The 21,610-nt window shown below is 52.8% G+C and carries 14 protein-coding genes; 11 read left to right on the top strand and 3 right to left on the bottom strand.

Features of this window, described 5'->3' with window-relative positions; translation table 11 throughout:
• Nucleotides 1-458 precede the first annotated feature (458 nt).
• Entirely contained in the window at nt 459-2,435 is a 1,977-nt protein-coding gene (locus JOD24_RS00335; protein WP_380162041.1) for a peptidoglycan D,D-transpeptidase FtsI family protein, read from the top strand.
• 139 nt (nt 2,436-2,574) lie between these two features.
• On the opposite strand, the gene JOD24_RS00340 is transcribed toward JOD24_RS00335, so the two are convergent.
• Nucleotides 2,575-2,964, bottom strand: a complete 390-nt coding sequence (locus JOD24_RS00340; RefSeq protein WP_380162043.1) for a gamma-type small acid-soluble spore protein — start codon at nt 2,962-2,964, stop codon at nt 2,575-2,577.
• An 87-nt stretch (nt 2,965-3,051) separates the two neighbouring features.
• Here JOD24_RS00340 and asd point away from each other — a divergent pair, with 87 nt between their 5' ends.
• The 6 genes from asd to JOD24_RS00370 all read left to right on the top strand — a co-directional run bounded on the left by asd (nt 3,052) and on the right by JOD24_RS00370 (nt 8,614).
• Nucleotides 3,052-3,900, top strand: coding sequence for an archaetidylserine decarboxylase (asd, locus tag JOD24_RS00345; RefSeq protein ID WP_380162045.1), 849 nt, complete (start codon nt 3,052-3,054; stop codon nt 3,898-3,900).
• A 25-nt stretch (nt 3,901-3,925) separates the two neighbouring features.
• Complete coding sequence (locus JOD24_RS00350; protein WP_380162047.1) at nt 3,926-4,525, top strand: rhomboid family intramembrane serine protease; 600 nt, start codon at nt 3,926-3,928, stop codon at nt 4,523-4,525.
• 258 nt (nt 4,526-4,783) lie between these two features.
• Nucleotides 4,784-6,001, top strand: a complete 1,218-nt coding sequence (locus tag JOD24_RS00355) for an MFS transporter (RefSeq protein ID WP_429246090.1) — start codon at nt 4,784-4,786, stop codon at nt 5,999-6,001.
• Nucleotides 6,002-6,019: 18 nt separating this feature from the next.
• Nucleotides 6,020-6,997: a 2-hydroxyacid dehydrogenase gene (locus JOD24_RS00360; RefSeq protein ID WP_429246091.1), complete on the top strand. Its 978-nt coding sequence runs from the start codon at nt 6,020-6,022 to the stop codon at nt 6,995-6,997.
• A gap of 693 nt (nt 6,998-7,690) precedes the next feature.
• Nucleotides 7,691-8,167, top strand: a complete 477-nt coding sequence (gene greA, locus JOD24_RS00365; RefSeq protein ID WP_380162053.1) for a transcription elongation factor GreA — start codon at nt 7,691-7,693, stop codon at nt 8,165-8,167.
• A 126-nt stretch (nt 8,168-8,293) separates the two neighbouring features.
• On the top strand, nt 8,294-8,614 hold the full coding sequence (locus JOD24_RS00370; protein ID WP_429246092.1) for a hypothetical protein: 321 nt from the start codon (nt 8,294-8,296) through the stop codon (nt 8,612-8,614).
• A gap of 106 nt (nt 8,615-8,720) precedes the next feature.
• Here JOD24_RS00370 and JOD24_RS00375 read toward each other — a convergent pair whose 3' ends face one another.
• Nucleotides 8,721-9,191: a hypothetical protein gene (locus JOD24_RS00375; protein WP_380162057.1), complete on the bottom strand. Its 471-nt coding sequence runs from the start codon at nt 9,189-9,191 to the stop codon at nt 8,721-8,723.
• Nucleotides 9,192-9,301: 110 nt separating this feature from the next.
• Between JOD24_RS00375 and JOD24_RS00380 the strand changes: the two genes are divergently transcribed.
• Nucleotides 9,302-10,441 (top strand): metallophosphoesterase family protein, encoded by a 1,140-nt coding sequence (locus JOD24_RS00380; protein ID WP_380162059.1) that lies wholly within the window; start codon nt 9,302-9,304, stop codon nt 10,439-10,441.
• Complete coding sequence (locus JOD24_RS00385; RefSeq protein ID WP_429246093.1) at nt 10,438-13,350, top strand: AAA family ATPase; 2,913 nt, start codon at nt 10,438-10,440, stop codon at nt 13,348-13,350. Before JOD24_RS00380 ends, JOD24_RS00385 begins: the two co-directional genes overlap by 4 nt.
• 44 nt (nt 13,351-13,394) lie before the next feature.
• Here the strand turns inward: JOD24_RS00385 and mnmH are convergent, their stop codons facing one another.
• A complete protein-coding gene (mnmH, locus tag JOD24_RS00390) occupies nt 13,395-14,459 on the bottom strand; it encodes a tRNA 2-selenouridine(34) synthase MnmH (RefSeq protein ID WP_380162063.1) in 1,065 nt (354 codons plus the stop codon).
• Nucleotides 14,460-14,784: 325 nt separating this feature from the next.
• On the opposite strand from mnmH, the gene JOD24_RS00395 reads away from it, so the two are divergent.
• Both JOD24_RS00395 and JOD24_RS00400 read left to right on the top strand, forming a co-directional pair.
• Nucleotides 14,785-18,021, top strand: a complete 3,237-nt coding sequence (locus JOD24_RS00395; RefSeq protein WP_429246094.1) for a PD-(D/E)XK nuclease family protein — start codon at nt 14,785-14,787, stop codon at nt 18,019-18,021.
• Nucleotides 18,018-21,542, top strand: coding sequence for a UvrD-helicase domain-containing protein (locus JOD24_RS00400; RefSeq protein ID WP_429246095.1), 3,525 nt, complete (start codon nt 18,018-18,020; stop codon nt 21,540-21,542). Before JOD24_RS00395 ends, JOD24_RS00400 begins: the two co-directional genes overlap by 4 nt.
• Nucleotides 21,543-21,610: the final 68 nt, after the last annotated feature.

Raw genomic sequence — 21,610 nt, forward strand, 5'->3', positions numbered from 1 at the left:
TTGCTCTTGTTTTTCAGCGGGTGGGAACAGGGTGGTGAGGCGGCTCCGGTCTCTTGCAAAGAGCGCAAAGGCTCTCCACCTCCTCACGTCCTTTCCTTTCTGTGATTTTCTACACAATTTCGTTCTGTTGTTCTTGCGAGCCCAAGGCACTCCATGGGAAACCCCACCCTCCCTGCGTAGCGTGAGGGAGTGAAGAGACCCTAACACGACTTGTGTCCTGTAGGTATGACGACTTTTTCACAGTGGATTCGTCACCCTCTCGCAAGCATGACAAGTTTTTGGTATCTTAAAGGATGAACCGGAATTGTGCTTGGAATGGAAAGCAGGGAGGGTGGAGAAATTTGCGGAGTGCCTTGAGGTGAACCTGTAGGACACCACCGCAGAAAACCATTCCGCTGTCTGGAGAAGTGAGGAGCAATCACTTATAGGGTTCGGGTGGAAAGGTTGGAATAAAGTCAATGATCAAACCCGGGAAACGGAATGTCAGAGATGGGGAACTTACCTTTCAGCGTTTGCACATTTTGTGGCTGATCGTCTTTTTGTTGTTTGTGGCCCTTATTCTCCGCCTGTCATGGGTGCAATTGGGAGGAGGAGAAAAGTACCGCAAACTGGCGGAGGAAAATAATTTCAAGCAGATTTCCGTGGTGGCGCCCCGTGGCGAGATCTATGATACCAGGGGCAAACTCTTGGTGGGGAATGAATCCCTGTTTACGGCGGTTTACCTGGAAACCGATGAAAGCAATGAAGAAAAATTAGCCACTGCGAAGAAACTTTCCAAACTGCTGGACATTCCAGTGAAGGAAGTTCTGGAAAAAATGGATGTAGGGATAGATAAAAAAGGGAATCCAGTCCCCCGCAAGCAACCTCCCTATTATCCCAAGAAAATAAAGGACCGTTTGAGCGAGAAAGAAGTGGTGAGGCTCTCAGAGCATCCCTCCGACTATAAAGGAATGAACGTATTTCTGGAACCGCTCCGCAAGTATCGGGAGGATTCCTTTGCAGTTCAAACCATTGGCTATGTCCGTCCCTTTGCTGGAGCCAAATCATCCCTTGAAAAATATAAAAAAGCTGCCGGAACAGCGGAAGAGGGAGGATATCTGGATTGGGAACAGGTGGGGATGGATGGGATTGAGTATAGTTTCCAAGATCAGATTCGGGGGCAACACGGATATAAACTGGTCCGTGTCAATTCCACTGGTAAACCTGTGGAAGTGATCAAGGAAGTGAAACCCCAGCCGGGGAACAATTTGGTTTTGACCCTGGATGAAAAAATGCAACTGGAGACAGAGGATTTTGTGGAAAAACATCTCCAGCGTCTGAGAAACCAAGCCGGTCGTGAGCACGCGCCCTATGCACGAAACGCATACGCTGTGGCGATGGAAGTGAAAACGGGAAAAATTCGCACCATGGTCAGTTATCCCGATTACGATCCAAACATTTGGAACGGATCTGTCACCTCTAAAGACTACAAAAAACTGATGTATACCATCCGTAATGGAACGATCATGGAAGCCCCCTATGATGCCCGCGGTTCGAATGATCCAGAGAAGGAGACCCAACGGCATCCCTTTTCCACTTTACCACCGGGTTCTACATTTAAGCCGATGATGGCTTTGATGGCATTAAATGAAGGGATAATTCACCCCTACACCCAGTTTCAAGATCCCGGAAGTTATTATTATGCTCGGGCGACTCCCCCGGTAAGGAATTCGGGAAATCATAACTATGGGGGATTGGATGTGGATCGGGCCTTACAAAAGTCAGCCAATACGTTTTTTGCTTGGACGGCCAACCGTTGGTATCAACAGAATGGGAAGAAGAGTGTGCAGCGGTATCAGGACTATACCCATCAGTTTGGCCTGGGGGTTCCCACGGAGGTTCCTTTAAAAGGGGAACAGGACGGGACGGAAGATTACCTGGCCATGTCGAAGAACTTCTCCGGACTGGGAGCCATGGTCTTGGGCTCCTTCGGCCAAGCCCAGCGTTATACAGCCATGCAACTAGCTCAGTACACTGCGACACTGGCTAACGATGGAAAACGGATGAAGCCTTTGCTGACAGAGGAGATCCGGAATCCAAAGGGTAAAGTGATCCAGGAGTACAAACCGGAAGTGCTGAATCGGAGCAAAATCGCTTCCCGTCATTTTCAAACCGTGAAGGGAGGGATGGTCCTAGCTACCCAACCGGGGGGAACTGCACCCCATCTATTCAAAAAACTTCCGTTTCAGGTGGCAGCCAAAACCGGGACCTCGGAGCAGGATATTCCGGGACGGGGACGGGTGGAAAATTCCGTTTTTATCGCTTTTGCCCCTGCAAAGGATCCTGAGATCGCAGTGGCGGTGATCGTGCCCGAAGGGGGTTACGGAGGGGTTGCCGCCGGACCGATTGCAGAGAAGATGGTGGAATTGTATCACAGGGAATTTATGGAACATTAATCCCGAGAGGTGGTTTAGGACTTAACCTGTCAGGGGAAAATGTGGATGGCTGTTTCCTCACCACCGTGGTCCTGCAAGTGGGGCGGAGATGAAAAAGATCCCATCCTGTTGGACAGGATGGGATCCGTTATGCAGGAAATTATTTTTGGTTTTGTTGTTTCTGGGTTTCGGCCTTTTGGTTTTGCTGCCGAACCCGCTGGGCGTTGGTTTCGGAAGCAAATTCGGTACCAAACTGCTTCTGCTGTTGTTGACCGGCCTGAGCAGATTGAGCAGCCTGTTGGTTTTGCTGCCGAACCCGCTGAGCGTTGGTTTCGGAAGCAAATTCGGTACCAAACTGTTTCTGCTGTTGTTGGCCAGCCTGAGCAGATTGAGCAGACTGTTGATTCTGCTGCCGAACTTGTTGGGCGTTGGTCTCGGAAGCAAATTCACTTCCGTATTTTTGACCTTGAGCGCCCTGGGCAGCCTGTTGGTTTTGCTGTCGAATTCTTTGGGCGTTAGTTTTGGCAGGGCCTTTTGGTTGAAAAGCCATTTGTATCACCTCCGTGCTATGTATTGTGTCCGAAAACGAGGGATTCACTCTCAAAGAAAAGTACTATTTATTGCCTGAGGAGGTATCATGAAAGATCGTATCTTGGTGGCAATGTTAAACTGCATGCCAAAAAAATCAGTATCCCGTTGGATGGGGCGCCTGGCTCGGTCTCCAAAGAGCCGGAGACTGATTCCCTATTTTATCCGCCGTTTTGATGTAGATTTGAGCCAAGTGGAAAAACCGGTCTCTCAATACAAAACTTTGCTCGATTTTTTTGTGAGGGGTCTCAAGGAAGGGGCGAGACCGGTGGATCCCGATCCTGAGCGAATCGTCAGTCCGGTGGATGGGACGATTTCTCAGATGGGAGAAATCCATGAGGGGACACTTCTACAGGCGAAGGGAGTCACCTATACCCTGGAAGCTCTTCTCGGAGGCGACAGGAAAAAAGTGAGCCAATTCGAGGGGGGCAGATTTATCACCCTTTATCTAAGCCCACGGGATTACCATCGGATTCATACACCGATTCAGGGGCGGGTGATCGGACTAACTTATATTCCTGGCTCCCTCTTTCCAGTGAATGCCCTGGGTGTGAAACGGGTACGCGGACTTTTTGCTAGAAATGAACGTTTGATCACTTTTTTGGAAAGTCTAGCAGGGAAAGTCGCTCTGGTAAAAGTAGGGGCAACCAATGTCGGGAGCATTCGGGTGGTCTATGATCAGGACATCGTAACCAATTGTCGGGGGAGGAGGCGGATTCTCAGTCGGGACTATCCAGGGACGGAGGCGTTGGACAAGGGAGAGGAACTGGGCCGATTTGAATTTGGCTCTACGGTGATCCTCCTTTTTGAAGTGGATCGCACCGATTGGGTCGGCGATCTTTCTCCAGGAACTATGGTCCGGATGGGCGAGCCGATTGCAACGATTCGAAGGGATTAGACAGGTTGAAGAAGGGGGAAACCCGGTGTTTCAGCATACGCAACTTCCTTTCAGGCGTTTTAAATCTTATTTCCCGGTGGTGACCGGGATCTTGGTGATCCAGACCCTCCTCTTTTTATTGATGAGCATTAGCGGTGGGTCGACCCATCCATTGGTTTTGTTGCGTTTTGGCGCTTTGGAGAACACAGCATTGTTGATCGATGGGGAATGGTGGAGGCTGGTTACTCCTGTGTTTTTGCATATTGGAATCACTCATTTTCTTTTTAATAGTTTTTCCCTCTACCTGTTGGGTCCCCAATTGGAATGGCTATTCGGACGGTGGCGGTTCATCATTCTGTATCTGTTGACAGGGGTCATGGGGAATTTAGCCACTGTTTATCTAGGAACAGCAGGAATCAGCGCCGGAGCTTCCGGTGCCATTTATGGACTGTTGGGAGTTTATGTTTATCTATTCCTGTTTCGCAGGGGGTCCATGGATCCGGATACAGGAAAAGGGTTGCTGGCTTTGGTGGGGATCAACCTGGTGATCAGTATCATCACGCCTACCATCAATCTTACAGCGCATTTGGGAGGGCTAATTGCAGGTTTCTTACTAGCTGGTCCCCTGATGAGGCGAAAGATGTAAAGAAACAGGGCTGTTGGTTAACCATAAAGTGGATGATGGGAACGAAACGACATCGCCCCATCGTAAAATATGGCTTGGGGGGACGGGAATGGGGGGACGGCTCCGATCTCTTGCAAAGAGCGAAAGGCTCTTCACCGTCCCACCTCCCGACCTTAGTTCCTACCTAACATAGGGCGAATCAACACACCTGATCACAATTAACTTTTAATCGGAGTAAAATCACGAGTGAATTGGTTAAGCTATGCTTGGTGAGGTCTTATGCGCTTATGGGATCATATCGATCGCTTGGACCGCCCGGCATGGCTTCTTTTAGTTATTAGCGGTTTATATGCCATATCCACTGCGCTGTCCAATACCTTTGTCAATGTTTATCTCTGGAAATTGCAGCCGAATTTCGCGATCATCGGCTATTACAACCTGGCGAATTATCTGGCGGTAGCGATCACCTTTGTCTTGGCTGGCAGACTGACCAAACAAGTGGATCGGGTGATTGCGATCCGGATCGGGGTGGCGTTACAGGCCCTTTTTTATTTGGCCGTGCTTCTGCTGGGAAATCGGTCGGTGGAATGGGTTTTCCTGCTAGGGTTGTTTCTCGGTGTGGGTTCCGGGTTCTTTTGGTTGTCCTATCATGTACTCTATTTTGAGATCACTGAACGGAACAACCGGGATATTTATAATGGAATCCATGGACTGATCACATCAGGGGCAGGAATCTTGGCGCCGGTGATCTCCGGCTGGATTATCACGCGGATTGATCATTTTACCGGTTACCGATGGATATTCGCTTTGTCCTTAGTGGTTTTTCTGGTTGCAGTGGCGGTCAGTTTTATGTTGAGTCGGAGAAGTGCCAGCGGGGTCTATCGGCTTAAGGAAATCCTATGCTTGGCCTTCGATCGACAAAACCACTGGTATTGGGTCAACCTGGCGATGGTGGCCCAAGGAATCCGAGAAGGTTTGTTCGCTTTTCTGATCAGTCTGCTGATATTTGTGGCTACAGGCAATGAATTGTCCTTGGGCGGGTATCTGACAGCCTCCTCTGCCATCGCCTTCATCGCGTATTTTATGGTCGGTCGGTTTATAAAGATCCGCTGGCGGGATGAAAGTATTTTGATTGGCGCGGTGATGTTGGGGGTGGTGGCTCTTCCTCTCCTCTGGGATGTAAATACTTGGGCGTTGGTGGTGTTGGGCTGGGGAATCGCTCTTTTTTATCCACTGTACTTGGTTCCCTTCACATCGGTAGTGTTTGATGTCATCGGAGAAAACCAGGAGACAGCACGTCTTCGTGTCGAATATGTGGTAGCCAGAGAACTGGCTTTCAATGTGGGGCGGGTCTTCAGCGTCGCCATTTTCCTGTGGTGGGTGCAGGGGATGTCCGATCCCTCTGAATTGCGATGGTTGGTTCTGTCTGTGGGCTTTGTCCAACTATTTGCCTGGCTGGCCATTCGTCGGGTCCCATTGTTGGAACAGGAGCCCTGAATCAGTGGATCAGGGAGTGTGAACCAATTGATAAAGGAAAAACCCCAGGTTCTTGTCACACGGGGAATTCCCCCGAAAGGGCTCGATTTGCTGAACAAATATTTTGAAGTGACGGTGGGTGCTTGGGATCGCATGTTGAGTCGGGAAGAATTACTCGACTTGGTGAGGGGAAAAGAGGCCTTGTTATCCATGTTAACCGACCGGGTGGATGGGGAATTGATGGAGATTGCAACGGACCTGAAAGTGGTCAGCAACTTGGCTGTCGGTTTTGACAATATCGATGTGGAGGAAGCGACCCGTCGGGGGATCGCCGTCACCCACACACCAGAAGTGTTAACGGATGCGACGGCGGACCTGGCTTTCGCTCTGTTACTGGATGTAGCCCGCCGTGTCACGGAGGGGGATCGGCTCATCCGGGCGGGGCAGTGGAAAGAGTGGGCTCCTTTATTTCATCTGGGAAAGAATGTGTCGGGATCTACCCTGGGCATCATCGGGTTGGGGCGCATCGGACAAGCTGTAGCCAAACGGGCCCGAGGTTTTGAGATGAAGGTGGTTTATCATTCTCGAACCCAGCTTCCCTCAGTGGAAGAAAAGCTGGGGATTCGTTATCTGCCTCTGCAGGAACTGTTGCAACAAGCAGACTTTGTTTCCCTGCATGCCCCATACAATCACCAGACCCATCATCTGATCGGATGGGAGGCGCTCTCTCAGATGAAAAAGAGTGCTTATCTCATCAATACCTCCCGCGGGGCACTGGTGGATGAACCGGCGTTAGTAAAAGCTTTGCAACAGGGGGAAATCGCCGGTGCTGGTTTGGATGTGTATGAGGATGAACCCCGGCTCACTTCCGGGTTGGCCGATCTGAATTCGGTAGTGCTGGCTCCCCATCTAGGCAGTGCCACCTGGGAAACCCGAGGCCAGATGGCTGTGACGGCAGCACAAAATATTGTTGCGGAATTATGCGGTATCGGGGTGGCCAAACGCATCAATCCTTAATGTATTTTGAGAAGCGTTGTGATTTACATCGATCTTGGAGGGTCGGAATGGGATTTTCCATTCCGCTTTCGTTGTTCTACCGATTGAAACCTTATCCCCCCTGCATAGCGTGGGGGAGTGAAGTGACCCCTGTGGGTATGACCGCTTTTTCACAATTTAGTGGTAAGCGGAAACCGTCAGGTGCTTAAAGGTTTTTGCAAGAAAGGTATTGAATTTTGGATGGTATCAACAAGAAGGAGGCGGATGCTGGGGAAAATTCATGGTAGTTAAGAAGCCCAGGGATCCCCCATTATATAGACGAGATGACTGCGTTTGCAGACAGTCGGGATGGGGTTTTACATTGTTCCTGCGAGTCAAAATCGCTCCCTGTGAAACCCCACCCTCCCTGCATGGGCGGGGAGCAACGTAGCCGTAAGCACGATGGGTATGAGGTTCTGGGTCACATTTTTTCTAGGGTGCCGCTGCTAGGGGAGTCCCTTTTATGGTGGAAGGATTTGTGATAATATATCTTTCAGTCCTCGCCGGATGTGGAGCACAACGCCTGTTTTCCTCTCTATGTGCTGTGCTGGCCGGGTATCGAGTGACATACAATCCTATTTAAGATGAGCCCTTTTACGCAATTATCGAGGTGAAAGGGCTTACAAAAAAACGGTGAAGTCATAAAACTCGCTTGTCTTTCAAGGAGGAATCGGTATGGCACAGAAAAAAGAAGTCCTTCTGACCGAAGAGGGTTTGGCAAAGGTAAAAGAAGAATTGGAGCAATACAGGACGAAACGCCGCCAAGATGTGGCGAACCGGTTGAAGGATGCCATCGCCCAGGGAGATCTGAGTGAAAACGCTGAATACGATGCGGCCAAAGAAGAACAGGCTTTTGTGGAATCTCGTATTATGAGCCTTGAAAATATGGTTCGCAACGCCAAAATTATTGACCAGGATATACAAAACAAACACTTTGTTAGTGTGGGTGCAAAGGTGACGATCCAAGAGATTCCCGATGGGGAAGAAGAGACTTATACCATCGTGGGAAGCGCCGAGTCCGATCCCATCTCCGGCAAAATCTCCAATGAATCTCCGATCGGTGCAGAACTGATCGGAAAACGGGAAGGTGAGACTGTGAAGGTTCCCGCCCCTTCGGGAACCTTTGAATTTAAAATTATATCCATTCACTAAATCCTAGGGCTGCCACCTCTGCTGTGGCAGCTTTCTCTATCATTCGACAAGGAAATGGGACTGGAAAATCCACAGGCCACAGAACTTGTGGTATTCTGGAATGGAAATAGGGCGGGAGAGATGCTCGTGTCTGCACGTTATCCAAGTGTCAGTCTCTTCGTCGGCGGTTATGAACATGAAGAAAGGCAACCCCATCCCCTGGTAGCGAGAGACTTCGACACAGATGCGGAAGCGCAGGAGGCGAGTCGATGGTTGACAGGATCGGGGGAAAAGGGTCTCCTTCTACAGATGGAATCCACCCCCACTGGGGAACTGGAAGTGTCGGTGTCCACAGCATCGGAAATTCTGTGTCAGACAGAAGTGTGGAAGGACGAAATGTGGCGCATTTTTATGGAGTATTATCGGCAAGGAGAACCGCCCTTTCCGTCGGTGGGAACCTTCAGCTAGATACACTGCGTCCCTTGTCGCAGGAAGCGGTGCAAATCTCGGAAAGGAATTGAGCCCGATGTGGCCTCTCAACAGATCGACGGCCCTGTGAGGGGCCGCCCTTTTTTCAATGACTGCGAGGTTTGATCTGGGTCTTCAATTGGTTTGCCAGTGGGAGGAGGGATCGGTTGGTTTTGTACTCCACCCACTGATTTTGCGGATTTTTCAACAATAACCTTGGTGGATCCCAAAGGTTGGTGGGGGGCGTGATGATCATCTCCCGGATCGGGTGACCGGGAGGTGAGGTGGGCAAGGCGACAGGATGGGGAAACCGGAATAGAATATATTGGCTCGGAAGGTCAAAGGACTTCATCCCGGCCATCTGATGAATTCCAGTCAGCACTTGCTCCAATTCTGCTTGTATCCCCCGATTCACCCGGAAGGGGATCTGTTTTTGATGGAGGATGCGATAGCCTTCCACCTGGGAGATTTTTGCCGGTGGACGAAGAGCTATTTGAGCCTCTGTCATTTGGAGAGAGAACCCGAGGAAGATCGGGATGAAGCAGGCGGCAATGATCCATTTTTTAAAAGGTACCATGTAGCATTTTCCCCTTTGATGCGAAATTTTCATCTTACGATAGTTTGAGATAAACAGCGTCAGAACATACCACACCCCTACGATGGGGCAATCAGGTCAAGGTGATTCAGATGAAATCTTTCACATTTATACATACTGCGGACCTCCACCTGGATCTCCCCTTTCAGGGATGGAAGGGAACAGAGGGACAAGGAGGAGCTCGATGGCAGGAACAGAGACAGACTTTGCAGACCATCATTGGCTTGGTGAAAGAGCGAAAGGCCGCATTTTTATTGATTGCCGGCGATTTCTTGGAGCATGAGACCGTCAGCCGCTCCACGGCACAATGGGTGATCGAACAGATGCGACAAATCCCCGGGACTCAGGTATTGATTGCACCAGGTAATCATGATCCCTTACGTCCAGATTCCTTTTACAACACTCTCGACTGGCCCTCCCATGTCCACATCTTCGATGCAAAGTGGGAGGAAATTCAATACGAGGAGTTTTCTCTTCGTGTTTATGGGAGAGGCTTTGCAGAGTATGAAGAACCTGAAAGCTGTCTTCCTACCATTTCTTCCCCGAAGGAGGGGGAAAGGCGGATCCTGTTGGCGCACGGAACTTACACCTCCCATCGCAGTGAATCCCCTTATTTCCCCTTGTGCGATCAGGACCTGCTCCCCCTGGAACTGGATTATGTGGCTTTGGGTCATATCCACCTGCCCTCTCTTCACCGACTGAACAATCAGCGTCGCACCTGGATTTGTTATCCCGGATCTCCGGAAAGCCTGCGCTGGAAAGAGACCGGGGAGCGGACGGTGTCGGTGGGAACATTTGGAACGGAGGGGCTCCAGCTGGAACAGATAGCTGTGCAGACCCGTCGCTATGAAGTGGATTCTGTGGATGTACAAGGATGTGACACGGAGGAGCAGGTGATCCGACGGATCCTTGAAAGGGTCCCTCCGGGAGAGGAGCGGAATGCATGTCGCCGCCTCCATCTCTGCGGGCGCCGATCTGCCGATCTCTCTCTACAGGGAGAATGGATTTTGCATCGGTTGAAGGACGAAGGATTCCATTATGTGGAGCTTGCGGATGAAACCCTGCCTGATTATGATTTGGATCAGATTCGAGAGAGGGAGAGTTTGGCGGGTCGGTTTGTGCGGAAAATGGAAGAACGGATCGATGGAGCGGATTCCGAGGAAGCAGATCTCTTGCGTCAAGCCCTTTATAAAGGATTGGATGCGCTTATGGTGGAGGGAAATCGGTCATGAAATTGAAACGTGTCTATTTCCGGGGATTTGGCCGTTGGGTGGACCGGGAATTCCAGTTTCAGGAGGGTCTTAATCTGATTGAAGCCCCTAATGAATCGGGTAAATCGACTCTGATTCGGGGTTTGACGGCTCTTCTGTATGGCGGCAAGAAGGAAGGCGTGGGCCGGCGGTCTCGAGAGGATTGGCTGGATGCTTACCAACCCTGGAACGGAAAGGAATACGGAGGGGAAGTGGATTTCTCCGTCGGGGAGAAGGAATATCGCTTGATCCGTACTCTGCAATGGGAAGAGGAGCGGGAGCAACTGGTGGATCCTGTGACCGGCAGGGATTTTTCCGATCATTACCCAATGGATAGGCGAAAGGATCGGAATTTGATGGAGGGATTGACCGGACTCTCCCGGAATTTGTTTCAGCAGATGGCTTGGATCCGATCGTTTCCTATGTCTGGAGATCATCAGGTGGTAGATAAAATTCGCCAGTTGGTTCACCAAGGAGAGGAAATGAATGTCCGTCCCGCCTTGGAATACTTGGAAAAGGAGCTTCAAGGGATCGGAAAAACCACGGCAGCCAAAAACAAGCCCTATGGAATGATCGCAGCCAAATGTGCGGAGTTGGAAGCTGAAGTCGCCACACTGAGAGAGACTTATCGAAGTATCCGTGAGGATCAGGCCCGGTTGGCGGAGATGAAAAAAATAGGGGCGGAATTGGCTGAAAGAGAAGAATTACTTTCCGGTCAGGTAAAAAAGTTGCAAAATGCTCTCGATCAGGCAAAAGAACGGGCGGCTTTGTTGGAAAAACAAAAACATCTAGAGTATATCCAGGAGCGCTGGACTGAATCAGTGGAGCAAGTGAACCGGCTGGAAAAGGAGAGGGAGGAAGTGAAGCCGCCCTATCTGCTGTCACCTGAAGAGGTGGAGGAGATTCGCGGCTTGATGGATGGAAATAACCGGCCGGAAGACCGGGCGGATCGGATGGAAGAACGGATGCGTTCCTTGGCGAAGGAGATTCAGGACTGGGAGGAAAAGAAAGCCTTACTTCTGGAGATCGATGAAAGAGAACTGCAAAAGCAACTCTCCGACCTGGAAGCGGGCTGTCGATTGCAAGAGAATCTGAAAACTCCGGACTTCCAGGAAACCATTGACGACCGGGTCAAGGGAATCCAGATGGAGAAGGATTACAAAAGTCTGACCGCTCTTCAACAACGGGAAGAGAAACTGCGAAAAGAACGAGGGGATCTAGAGGATCGTCGGCGCAATTGGCGGATGAGACTGGATCTGATTGAACGGGAAAAGTTCCTCACTCAGGTGGTGGATGCTCAGGTAGCGCCGGCCCGTTCCAGTTCCCGTTGGCTTTGGTTGACGGGGGCAGGACTGATTTACTTCCTGTTGATGGTCTTCCTGGTGCCGGGACTTTCCATAGCAGGCCCGATTTTCTCGATCTTTGCCTATGTCCGGTATTGGCGCTTACGACAGGTGGATCGCCAGGTGCGCCAAGAGTGGGACGAACGACAGGAGGGTCTGAAGCGGGATCGGGAACGACTTCGGCGGGAACGGAGACAACTGGAATCGGGCGGGGAATCCCTCTCTGACACCGATTACCTGCAGAAGGAGCTGGCTAAAACAGAAGAAAATTTGAATGAAGTCCATCAGTCTCTGGCGACGGTGATTCAGGAACAGGAATCCCTCCTAAACCGTTGGAAAGCCGACTCCAGTGCGGAATTAAGACAACGGGTGGAACAACAATTTCAGAAGATCCGAGAACAGGAGGAGGAGCGTCGACAGGATCGGGAACGCCGGGAACGTTTGGAGGAGATCCGCCAAGAAGCGGAGGAAAGAGCAACGGTTTTCCGTGATCGCCTGGGGGACTTTGAATTTCGCTCCTGGCTGAAGGAGTGGTCCGCCATCGGGGAAGAAGCCCAACAAGCCCGGGATAAATTGAATCGCCTCAAATTGGAATCGAGTACCCTGGAGAAGGAGTTACACCGTTTGATTCCGGAAATGGAACACCGGAAGCAACGGTTGGCCTATTGGAAAGAGAAGCTGGGCAACGACGATCCGACGTTATGGACAGAGTGGATCTTGGCTAGTGAACATGTTCGTCGCCTGGATGACAGACTGGAGTCGGCCCGTTCTGCCTTGAGAAAGGAAACCGAACGGAAAGAGGCCCAAGCTTGGGATCTGGAGTTGGAAAGCGTCCGGAAACGACTGGCTGAAAAGGAAGGCGAGGGACAGGAGAGTGTGGCTGAACTCGCCGACGGTCTTCAAGAGTTAGAACAGGAGTTGGAGCGCGTCCGTGATCAGCATCGGGAAAAAGAGACAGGAATCCTTCGCTTGGAGGAGCGCCTGCAAACCATGCTTTCCGGGACAGCTTCCCTGGCAGAGCGAGAGACGCAGCTAGCAGAGGCCCGAATGGAAAAGGAACGGTTGGAGCGGGAGCGGACTGTTGTGGAATCAGCGAAGGGCGTCTTGGAAGAGGCCACCCGGGAGTTGCGGGAAGATCTGTCTCCCCGTCTGTCTCCCCATGCTTCCCAGTGGATTGAAGAGGTGACAGGAGGCCGTTACCGAGATCTTTTGATTGATCCCGCCGAGGGGATCAATCTCAGTGTCTTTGTACCGGAAACCGGTGAACGGCAACCGATTGAGCAGTTGAGTCGGGGGACGGTGGATCAGATGTATTTTGCGATGCGTCTCGCTTTGATCCGTTTTTTTGCAGAACATGGTCATCTGTCGCTTCCAGTGATTCTCGACGACAGCTTGGTTCATTTTGATGGGAAGCGGATTCGAGAAGCACTTCGCATTCTGGGGGAGATCGCCACAGAGCACCAAGTGATTTTGTGTACCTGTCAAAGTCGGGAACGTCGATTGTTGGAGGAGGAAGGGATCCCTTTTACATCTCAGACCCTTTTTTGAGATTCTGCGCGAGAGGAGTTTTCATAAAGAAAACCGGTGAACCCTCAAGTGTGGGCTCGCGCCGGTTGAAGTTGCCGATAAAAACGCTTCAGATCCTCGGTCGCTCGATCCAAATCATTTGAACAGATGCGAAGGGCACAGGTTTTTTCATATGGATCCTGAGTGTGCCGGTAACGAGGATCATAGTATTCCTGAAGCAGGGTTTGCACCATGGGGGCGTACTCTTCCCGTTGGGCCCACTCATGGAGCTGTGTGCGGGTCTCCGGAGGGAATCGTCTGTCAATGCGGGCCAAAGCGTCCAAAACATCCTGGTGGAACGTCTCGTGATTCCCGGCATCTGCCAAATAACTATCCAGAATGTGATGCACCCGGGTCTCCATGGAGGCTTCCACGAGAACGGAGATTCCGGCTTCTTTGGCCTCTTCCAGAAAGTCGGGCATATGAACCCGGCCGATACGCCTGCTTTCCGCTTCCATAAATAGATAAGGTGCTTCGGAATACTCCTCCAAGGTGCGGAGGAGCAGGGAGTCGAACATGCGCTGATTCCGTGGGTGAATTTCCCCGAGGCTACCAAAGGCGGACCCGCGGTGCCCTGCCAATCCTTCTAAATCCAATACAGGTAGGCCCGATGTCCGCAAACGGTGGAGAAGGGCAGTTTTTCCCACTCCGGTGAGCCCGTGTAGGACAATCAGACGGGGCTGTAAGCAGTAGTTGGATAAGCGCTGGACCACATTTTCTCGATAGGCCCGGTATCCCCCCTTCAGGCGGAGGACAGGCATTTCTACCAAATCGAGAAAGACAGCCATGGAACGGCTGCGCATCCCTCCGCGCCAACAAAAGAGGAGCGGGGTCCGTCCTTGGGACACCTCCTGCACTGATTTCACTAGGTGGGGGATTTTAGGAGAGACGATCTCCATCCCCAGGTGAATAGCTTCTTTCTTTCCTTGCTGTTTATATAAGGTCCCGATCTGAGCACGCTCTTCGTTATCAAATAAAGGAACATTGGCCGCACCGGGAATGGTGGCGGTCTGAAATTCTCCGGGGGATCGGACGTCAATCCAGCAGATTCCTGCTTCGTGGAGAGCCGCATCGATTTCGATATCTTTCATACTTATTTCACTCCAACATCTATGCAACTTCCCATTTGGGATGCTCTCTATTGTATCACAAGGTTGGAAAGGCATGAAAAAACAGACTACCGGTCCGTAGAGAAAAGGATATCTGCTCCCCGCTCGAAGCGTTGTGATTTACTGTGCGCGTGGGGAACGAAGGGCACGACGGGTGTCCTGTAGCTAGGACGACTTTTTCACAACGCTTCGAGGCTTTATCCCTGGCGAAACCTTGTGCTTGAGGGTGGATCGGAGCAGGGGGTGAACACGATCTCCCCACTTGAAAAAGGACGAATCCACACGTCTGCCAATGGAGGTGACACCGATGACCGGTGAAGTGGTTTTGCATCCAGTCTCCCAGGCGATCCGGGGAGTAGGGTTGACCCATCTGCCGCGGGGACAGGGCAGGACGGTCTACCTAGTCCCAGGTTCCGCCGCGGTGCGAGATTATCGGAGGCGGATCTATGAGCAACAAATTCCGGAAGAGCAGGTGACTGTGCAAAGCTTTGATTCCTTTGTCATGGGGCTGCTACCAGGGCGGTCGGCTCGGTTCATGACACCGGTGGAACAGGAGTTGCTGGTGCAACAGGCGGTATCCCGTGTCATGGAAGAAGGAGGATTCAGCTATTTCCGGCGGATGGAGGAACGTCCCGGCTGGCTGAAATGGATGGAAGTGACTATCGGTGAGTTGAAGCGGGCGGGGGTTCGTCCGGCCCGTCTTCGTCAGCTGTGGGGGGATCATGCAGAGAAAAAGTACAGGGAGATGGTCAGGATCTATGCAGTCTATCAGGAACTGCTCTGTGAATTTAGTCTGCTGGATCATGAAGAACCTTTCCTGATCGCCATGGAACGGATACGCAAAGGAGAATGCCGATTGCCCGAAGGAGTGGTGGCAGAACACTTTGTGGATCTTTCTCACCTACAGGAACAGCTTCTGGTGCAATTGGTCAGTGTGGGGGTGCCGGTCTCCTTCCATCTGGGATGGGACGATCGTCGTCCCCGGCTTTTTTCGGAGACGCGACGGTTGGCGGAGCGGATGTCTCGGCGGGGCTTTCACATCCGAAGGCGGTCTTCCCTTCCTCCAGTAACAGGGAAAACAGAAGCTCTGCTCCGGTTGGAGGCGGAAGCTTTTCATCCTTCTCCGAAGACGGGGACGGGAAAAGGGAACGTGGAGGTGCTGTCTGCGTCAGGGGAAGCTCACGAGGTGGAAGTGGTGGTGGCCAGAGTGAAACAGTGGCTTCTCAAATCCGGGGCGGCTCTCTCCGATGTGGCACTGGTGACCCATCAGGCCGAGGAATATCATCCGCTGTTGTTCACTGCCTTGAAAAAGGCGGGAATCCCCTGTGACCGGCCGGAAACGATGCCTCTGAGCCAGCATCCTCTGATGGGGCTGGTCCGGTCGGTTTTGGCTCTGGGAATGGGAAGAGAAGAGCTGCGTCCCGGTCTGTTGGATCATCCCTGCCTGCCTTGGATCACGGATGAGGAGGAAGGGGGGATCTGGAGGGAAATTTTGCGAGAGATGGGCTACCCACAAAACCTTGTCGCTCTCCAACAAGGGCTGGCCCGGATCCAGCCGGAACACTACGGCTGTACGAAAGGTTCTCTAGCCCGTCTGCAAAGTTTATACCGCTGGTTGGAGGCGGTCCCGACAGAGCGGAGTTGGAGAGAGTGGGTGGTGTGGATGATGGACTGGCTTCGCCCCTTGGACCCCCGGCCCCGGTCCAGGCAGGTGGCAGGGGACCCGAAGAGAATGGAGCTCTGGGCTGTTGAAGTGAAAGCATGGAAAAGCTTGTGTTCCATCGCAGAAGAGTGGGCAGCAGTGTTCACAGAAAGCCACCTAGGGGAAAAGGAGTGTCATCTGGCCACCTTCGCCTCCGTTCTAGAACAGGCGGCACGGGGGATCCAAGTGGTGAAGCGTCCCGCCCGTCGGGGTGGGATCCGTCTGCTGGAACCCAACCACATCCGGGGCGACCGTTATCGGGCAGTCTTTATGCTGGGATGTACAGAAGGGAAATGGCCCCGCTTTTTCCGGGAGGACTGGCTCATCCCGGATCGGGAGCGGCTTCGTCTGAGAAAGGAAGGGGTATTCCTTCATTTGGCGGAGGAATTGAGAGAGCAACAGCTCCTTCCCTTTTTCCTGTGTGCGACGGCGGCGACGGAAAAATTGGTCTTCTCCTATTCTTCGGCCTCTGCAGAGGGCAAGAGACAACTCGCCTCCCCTTATCTGCAGGAATTGTTGCAGGTGTTTGGAAAAGAGGGAGTGCAAAGGTGGGACAGGGGGATCGGAGACCGGCTTCCTCTGCTTAGAGAGGATTGTACTTTTCTGTCACGGGGTGCCGAATGGGCTGTCGCGACCCTTGCCCTCGGATCGGAATCTGACGCGGGGGCAAAAAGGATTTTACATCGCTTGCACGAAGATCATCCCGCCTGGTTTAACACCCTCTCCGCCCGGATCCAGGCGGAAGAGAAACGGAGGAGCGAAGGTTTGACCCCCTTTGATGGAGTGCTCCCTTCTTCTTCTCTGACCTCCAGCTTGGGAGCGAAACTGCGGGAGAGAGTTTGGAGCGCCTCGGTGCTCCATGAGGTGGCTCGTTGCCGTTTTCATTTCTTTGCCGGACGGATTCTGGGCGCACAACCCCAGGATGTGGGGGAGGATCCCTTGTCGCCGTTGGAAAGAGGGGAGCTGATGCATCAAATTCTTTGCCGGTTTTGGGACCGTTATCGTGAACAGCTACCGACTGTTTCTGGTGCAGAGAGTGCCCGGGAACATCTGATCGCGGTGACGGAATCGATTTTCTCCGAGTTTGTCCAAGCCAAAGGAGAGATCCGCGAACCTGCGTTGCTGAGGGTGGAGCAGAAACGACTAGAAGGTTTGCTCCTGTCTATTCTCGATCATGATCTGGCCTGGCGAGAGGGTGTCGGCGGGGAGGTCCGTCCCCGTTATCTGGAGCTTTCCTTCGGATTGACCAAAAATCCGGTATGGGTGGACCGGCGGGAGATGGATCCTGCCAGCAGGGAAGAGGTTGCAGAGATCCCCCTGGGGGAAGGTCGCTTCCTGCGTCTGCGGGGGAAGGTGGACCGGGTGGATCAGGATGAAGAAGGCTACTATATGGTCTATGATTACAAATCCGGATCTGCTCCCGATTTGAAGGAAGTGTTGCAAGGGATCCATCTGCAACTCCCACTCTATCTATGGGTCCTTCAGGAAACCTTCGGCTTGGATCCTGGGAAGGCGGTGGGAGCCGCCTATTTCACTCCGGGAACCCGGAAGGGGAAGTCTCCAGGGGATCACCGCAACCGGGGAATCTGGCGCAAAGAAGAGGCCAGCCGGGCGGGGATCAGCTCTCGGATCAAGGGGTTGCTGGAGACAGGTATCTGGGAAGAAAGGCTGGAGGAGATTCGCAATGCATTGGCAAAACAATTGGAGCGATTGGAACAGGGGGATTTTGCTGTGGATCCCGCTGGTGGAAGCTGTCCGGCCCATTGTCCCCATCGAGGGGTCTGCCGGGTGGATGAACAACGGCTAGCTTGGAAAAATGGTCCAGGGAGGGAACGGAGTTGAGCACTCCCTTTTCAATGACAGCGGAACAACATCAAGCGATCCATTCCCTGGATCAGGATTGCATCGTATCCGCCGGAGCCGGTTCCGGGAAAACGCGGGTGTTGGTGGAACGGTATCTCGCGATTCTCGACCGGCATCGCTCAGAACCGGAGTGTGTAGACTGGATTGTCGCGATCACCTTTACGGAAAAGGCGGCGACGGAGATGAAAGACCGCATCCGGTTGGGCATTCGGCAGCGGATGGAGGCAGCCCAGATCCGGGAGGATTCGGAAGAGGCGGCTGGTTGGTATCGATTTTTGGTTTCAGCTGAACGGATCCGCGTCTCCACTATCCATTCCTTCTGCACGACACTGTTGCGTGAGCACCCGGTGGAGGCGGATGTGGATCCCGCCTTCGGAGTCTTGGATGAACGGGAGGCGGCGCTTTTGCTTCGGGAAGCGGTGGCAGAAAGGCTCGTCTCCGCTGTGAAGGCGATGGAGGGGAACGCTCCTGCATCCCTGGCAACCCTATGGGGCCTATCTGGATTGCGAACCCGTTTCTCTTCCATCTATACGGAGATGGCGGGCAACGGTTGGGATCCGGCCACCCTGTCAGACCGGACTTTTCAGCATTTTTCCGCCACAGTGGAGCAGTTGCAAAGGGAGTTTCCGAAGGCGCTGGCAGAGGTGAAGAGGTCGGGAGAGGCTCTCCAGCAAGTGAAGGGCGGGAAAAAAGCGACGGATTTCCAAAGGGAATGGTCCCGCTTCGCAGTCGGCTTGGAGGGAGAAGCGACAGCGATGGAGGTGCTTCCGCTACTGGAGGAAATCTCGGGCCTGCTCGGGGGCAATTGGGGACGGAAGGAGGAAGTGATCCTTCCCCGCGATCAGATGAAAGAGGCGGTGTCACGAGCTTGGCAAATCGCTGGCAGTCTTGCTTTCTCCTTGGAAGAAGAGTCTATCCTCCGCTGGGTGATCCAGGTGATGGAAGAGGTAGATGCCAAGTACAAGGGAAAAAAAGAAGAGCGGAATCGCCTGGATTTTGATGAGCTTCAATTCCGTGCGGTCACCCTCCTGCGGGAACATCCCCGGATTTGCCGGGAAGTCCGCTCCCGGATCCGTTATCTGATGGTGGATGAATATCAAGATACCAATGAGGCGCAGAAACAGCTGATCGACCTCCTCCGTCTTGGACCGGAGGGGGAGAGGATCCCGGGAAAACTGTTCGTTGTCGGTGACCCGAAACAGTCGATCTATCGCTTCCGCGGAGCTGAAGTGGCAGTATTTGGTCGCACCCGAGATGAGATTTTACAATCCGGTGGGAAAGAAGTCGCTCTGGTGGACAATTTCCGCTCTGATGGCGCTCTGGTGGAGTTTATCAACGGGCTTTTCAGCAAGTTGATGACTGGAGCACCAGGGGAAGCCAATCACTATCCACCTGCTCGCGCCAGCCGCCCCGTCGGTGACGGACCTCGGGTAGAATTTTTGGCGGTGGAGGTTGCCAAGAGCGACCCGCGAAAAGTGGAGGCTGCCGCGATCGCCCGACGGATTTGCGAATTGGCGGAGGAGGGGATTCCCTATGGGGGGATAGCCGTTTTGTTTCAGGCGATGACCCATGTGAAAGGGATGGAGGAGGCCCTGATCCAGGAAGGGATCCCCTGTCATGTGGTGGGAGGAAGCGGCTTTTTTGCACAACAGGAGATTTTAGATATGCTCCATTTGATGCGCGTCCTGGAAGATCCGACAGATACGCTGGCGATGGTGGGGGTTCTCCGCTCCCCTTTTTGTGGGGTGTCCGATGAGACTCTGCTTCGCCTCGCCCAAGAGGAAAGGTGGGTCCTGCACCGGGAGGACTGGATGAAACGGGAAGGGCTTCCCCTGGAAGAAAGCCGGAAACTGGAACTCTTTCTGCATCAGTTGGAGCGATCTCGGCGCATCAAAGGCCAGGTTCCTGTGGCGGATCTGTTGTCCGATTTTCTGGAGCAAAGTGGATACATCCATGTGATCTGGTCGACGCCCCAGGGAAAACAGGCTCGAGCCAATCTGGACAAGTTTTTGCTATTGTTGCGACAGTGGAAGGATGTGGAGGCTACCTCCTTGCGATCGATCCTGGAAAAGGTGGAACGACTGACCGAAATAGGGGACCGGGAAACCGAGGCGTCGGTGGAAGTGGAAGGTGGGAATAGTGTCCGACTGATGAGTATTCATCAGTCCAAAGGGTTGGAATTTCCAGTTGTCTTTATACCAGATCTTTCCCGGAAACCCCTCATCGATATTCCGGACTTGAAGTTGGACCGGGAGGCGGGATTGGTGGCTCGGTTGGTGGATGAGACAGGGGAAAAAAGAGATCCCTTTCGCTGGCAACAGGTGATGGAAAGAGAGCAGGCACGGTCGCGGGAGGAATGGGTTCGGCTCTTCTATGTGGCGACGACTCGAGCGGAACAGCGCTTGATCTTGAGTGGGATCCCCGAGGAACACAAAGGGGTGCAAAAAGGAGAAGAACCTCTAACGGCCAACACCTGGTCCAAATGGTTGGATGGGGTGCTAGGTTTCCACCGGATTGACTGGGAGCGTGGGATCTGGAACCTGGCTGATGAAAATGCCGAGGTGGCCGTCCGACTATGTGGGGACAGCCAGTTCAAAGAGAGGGATAAATCTTCTCCACTCCTCGAGGATCTGACTGAGGATTCGCCTTCACAGTCCCCTTCGTTTGTGGAGCAGATGCTTCTCCCCCGGGGATTTACGGACCGGGATCGGCTGGAGGTGAGTGTTACCGATCTGGTTACACTTATCGGCTGTCCACGTCGTTATTATTTTGAACAGGTGGCTGGAATGCCCGCTATGGAAGAGAGGGAGCCTTTTTCCTCTGGGAGTTCGGAGGGAGGGGCGGAAGGCTTGGTTCTGGATCCTCGGATCAAAGGTCAGATCGTGCACCGATTACTGGAAAAGTGTAACGAATCCCTTGCTGATGGAGAAGATTGGAAACTGCGGTGCTTGGAAGTGTTGGAAGAGTGGCGAGTTCCTGGGGAATGGCAATCCCGGGCTTGGGAGGAAATTCGGCCCTTGTTGGTATCCTACCTGAACAGTCGCTTTTATCTGGAGCAAGGGCGACAGGCCGGACTGAAAAATGAATGTCGCTTTATCCGGCGTTCTGACGGGCTGGAGGTGGAAGGGGTGCTAGACCGGATTCATTGCACCCCGGATGGAGTATGGGAGTTGGTAGATTATAAAACCAACGATATTTCGGAAGAGAGAGTGGAAGAGGTGGCTCAGGAGTATCTGCCCCAGCTACAACTCTATGCTCTGGCCGCCCGGGAAGAGTGGGGAATCCAAGCCGGACGGGCGATTCTCTTTTTCCTGAAACCCAACCGGTGTGTGGAATATCAGACGGACCCGGAGTGGATGGAGCAGGCGGAGAAGACATTGCGAGAAGCTGCTTATCTGTTGCAACAAGGACAAGAGATGCAAGATTTCCCACTTCGCCCGGGAAGACGATGCAGCTACTGCGATTTCCGCAATATTTGCGAGGGAGGGGCGGGGTTGTAAACTTTTCCACTTCCCTAGAAACTTCTGTGGTATGATAGGATCATCTTCGCCATTAAAATCCATGGGAA

It is taken from the genome of Kroppenstedtia sanguinis (assembly GCF_050433445.1).
In the GTDB taxonomy this organism is placed as follows: Bacteria; Bacillota; Bacilli; order Thermoactinomycetales; family DSM-45169; genus Kroppenstedtia; species Kroppenstedtia sanguinis.

What these genes read in the sequence shown, in the direction of transcription:
- JOD24_RS00375 (WP_380162057.1), bottom strand. Translation starts at nt 9,191, where the DNA reads ATGGTACCTTTTAAAAAATGGATCATTGCCGCCTGCTTCATCCCGATC.
- JOD24_RS00380 (WP_380162059.1), top strand. Translation starts at nt 9,302, where the DNA reads ATGAAATCTTTCACATTTATACATACTGCGGACCTCCACCTGGATCTC.
- JOD24_RS00355 (WP_429246090.1), top strand. Translation starts at nt 4,784, where the DNA reads ATGCGCTTATGGGATCATATCGATCGCTTGGACCGCCCGGCATGGCTT.
- mnmH (WP_380162063.1), bottom strand. Translation starts at nt 14,459, where the DNA reads ATGAAAGATATCGAAATCGATGCGGCTCTCCACGAAGCAGGAATCTGC.
- JOD24_RS00395 (WP_429246094.1), top strand. Translation starts at nt 14,785, where the DNA reads ATGACCGGTGAAGTGGTTTTGCATCCAGTCTCCCAGGCGATCCGGGGA.
- JOD24_RS00340 (WP_380162043.1), bottom strand. Translation starts at nt 2,964, where the DNA reads ATGGCTTTTCAACCAAAAGGCCCTGCCAAAACTAACGCCCAAAGAATT.
- asd (WP_380162045.1), top strand. Translation starts at nt 3,052, where the DNA reads ATGAAAGATCGTATCTTGGTGGCAATGTTAAACTGCATGCCAAAAAAA.
- JOD24_RS00335 (WP_380162041.1), top strand. Translation starts at nt 459, where the DNA reads ATGATCAAACCCGGGAAACGGAATGTCAGAGATGGGGAACTTACCTTT.
- greA (WP_380162053.1), top strand. Translation starts at nt 7,691, where the DNA reads ATGGCACAGAAAAAAGAAGTCCTTCTGACCGAAGAGGGTTTGGCAAAG.
- JOD24_RS00385 (WP_429246093.1), top strand. Translation starts at nt 10,438, where the DNA reads ATGAAATTGAAACGTGTCTATTTCCGGGGATTTGGCCGTTGGGTGGAC.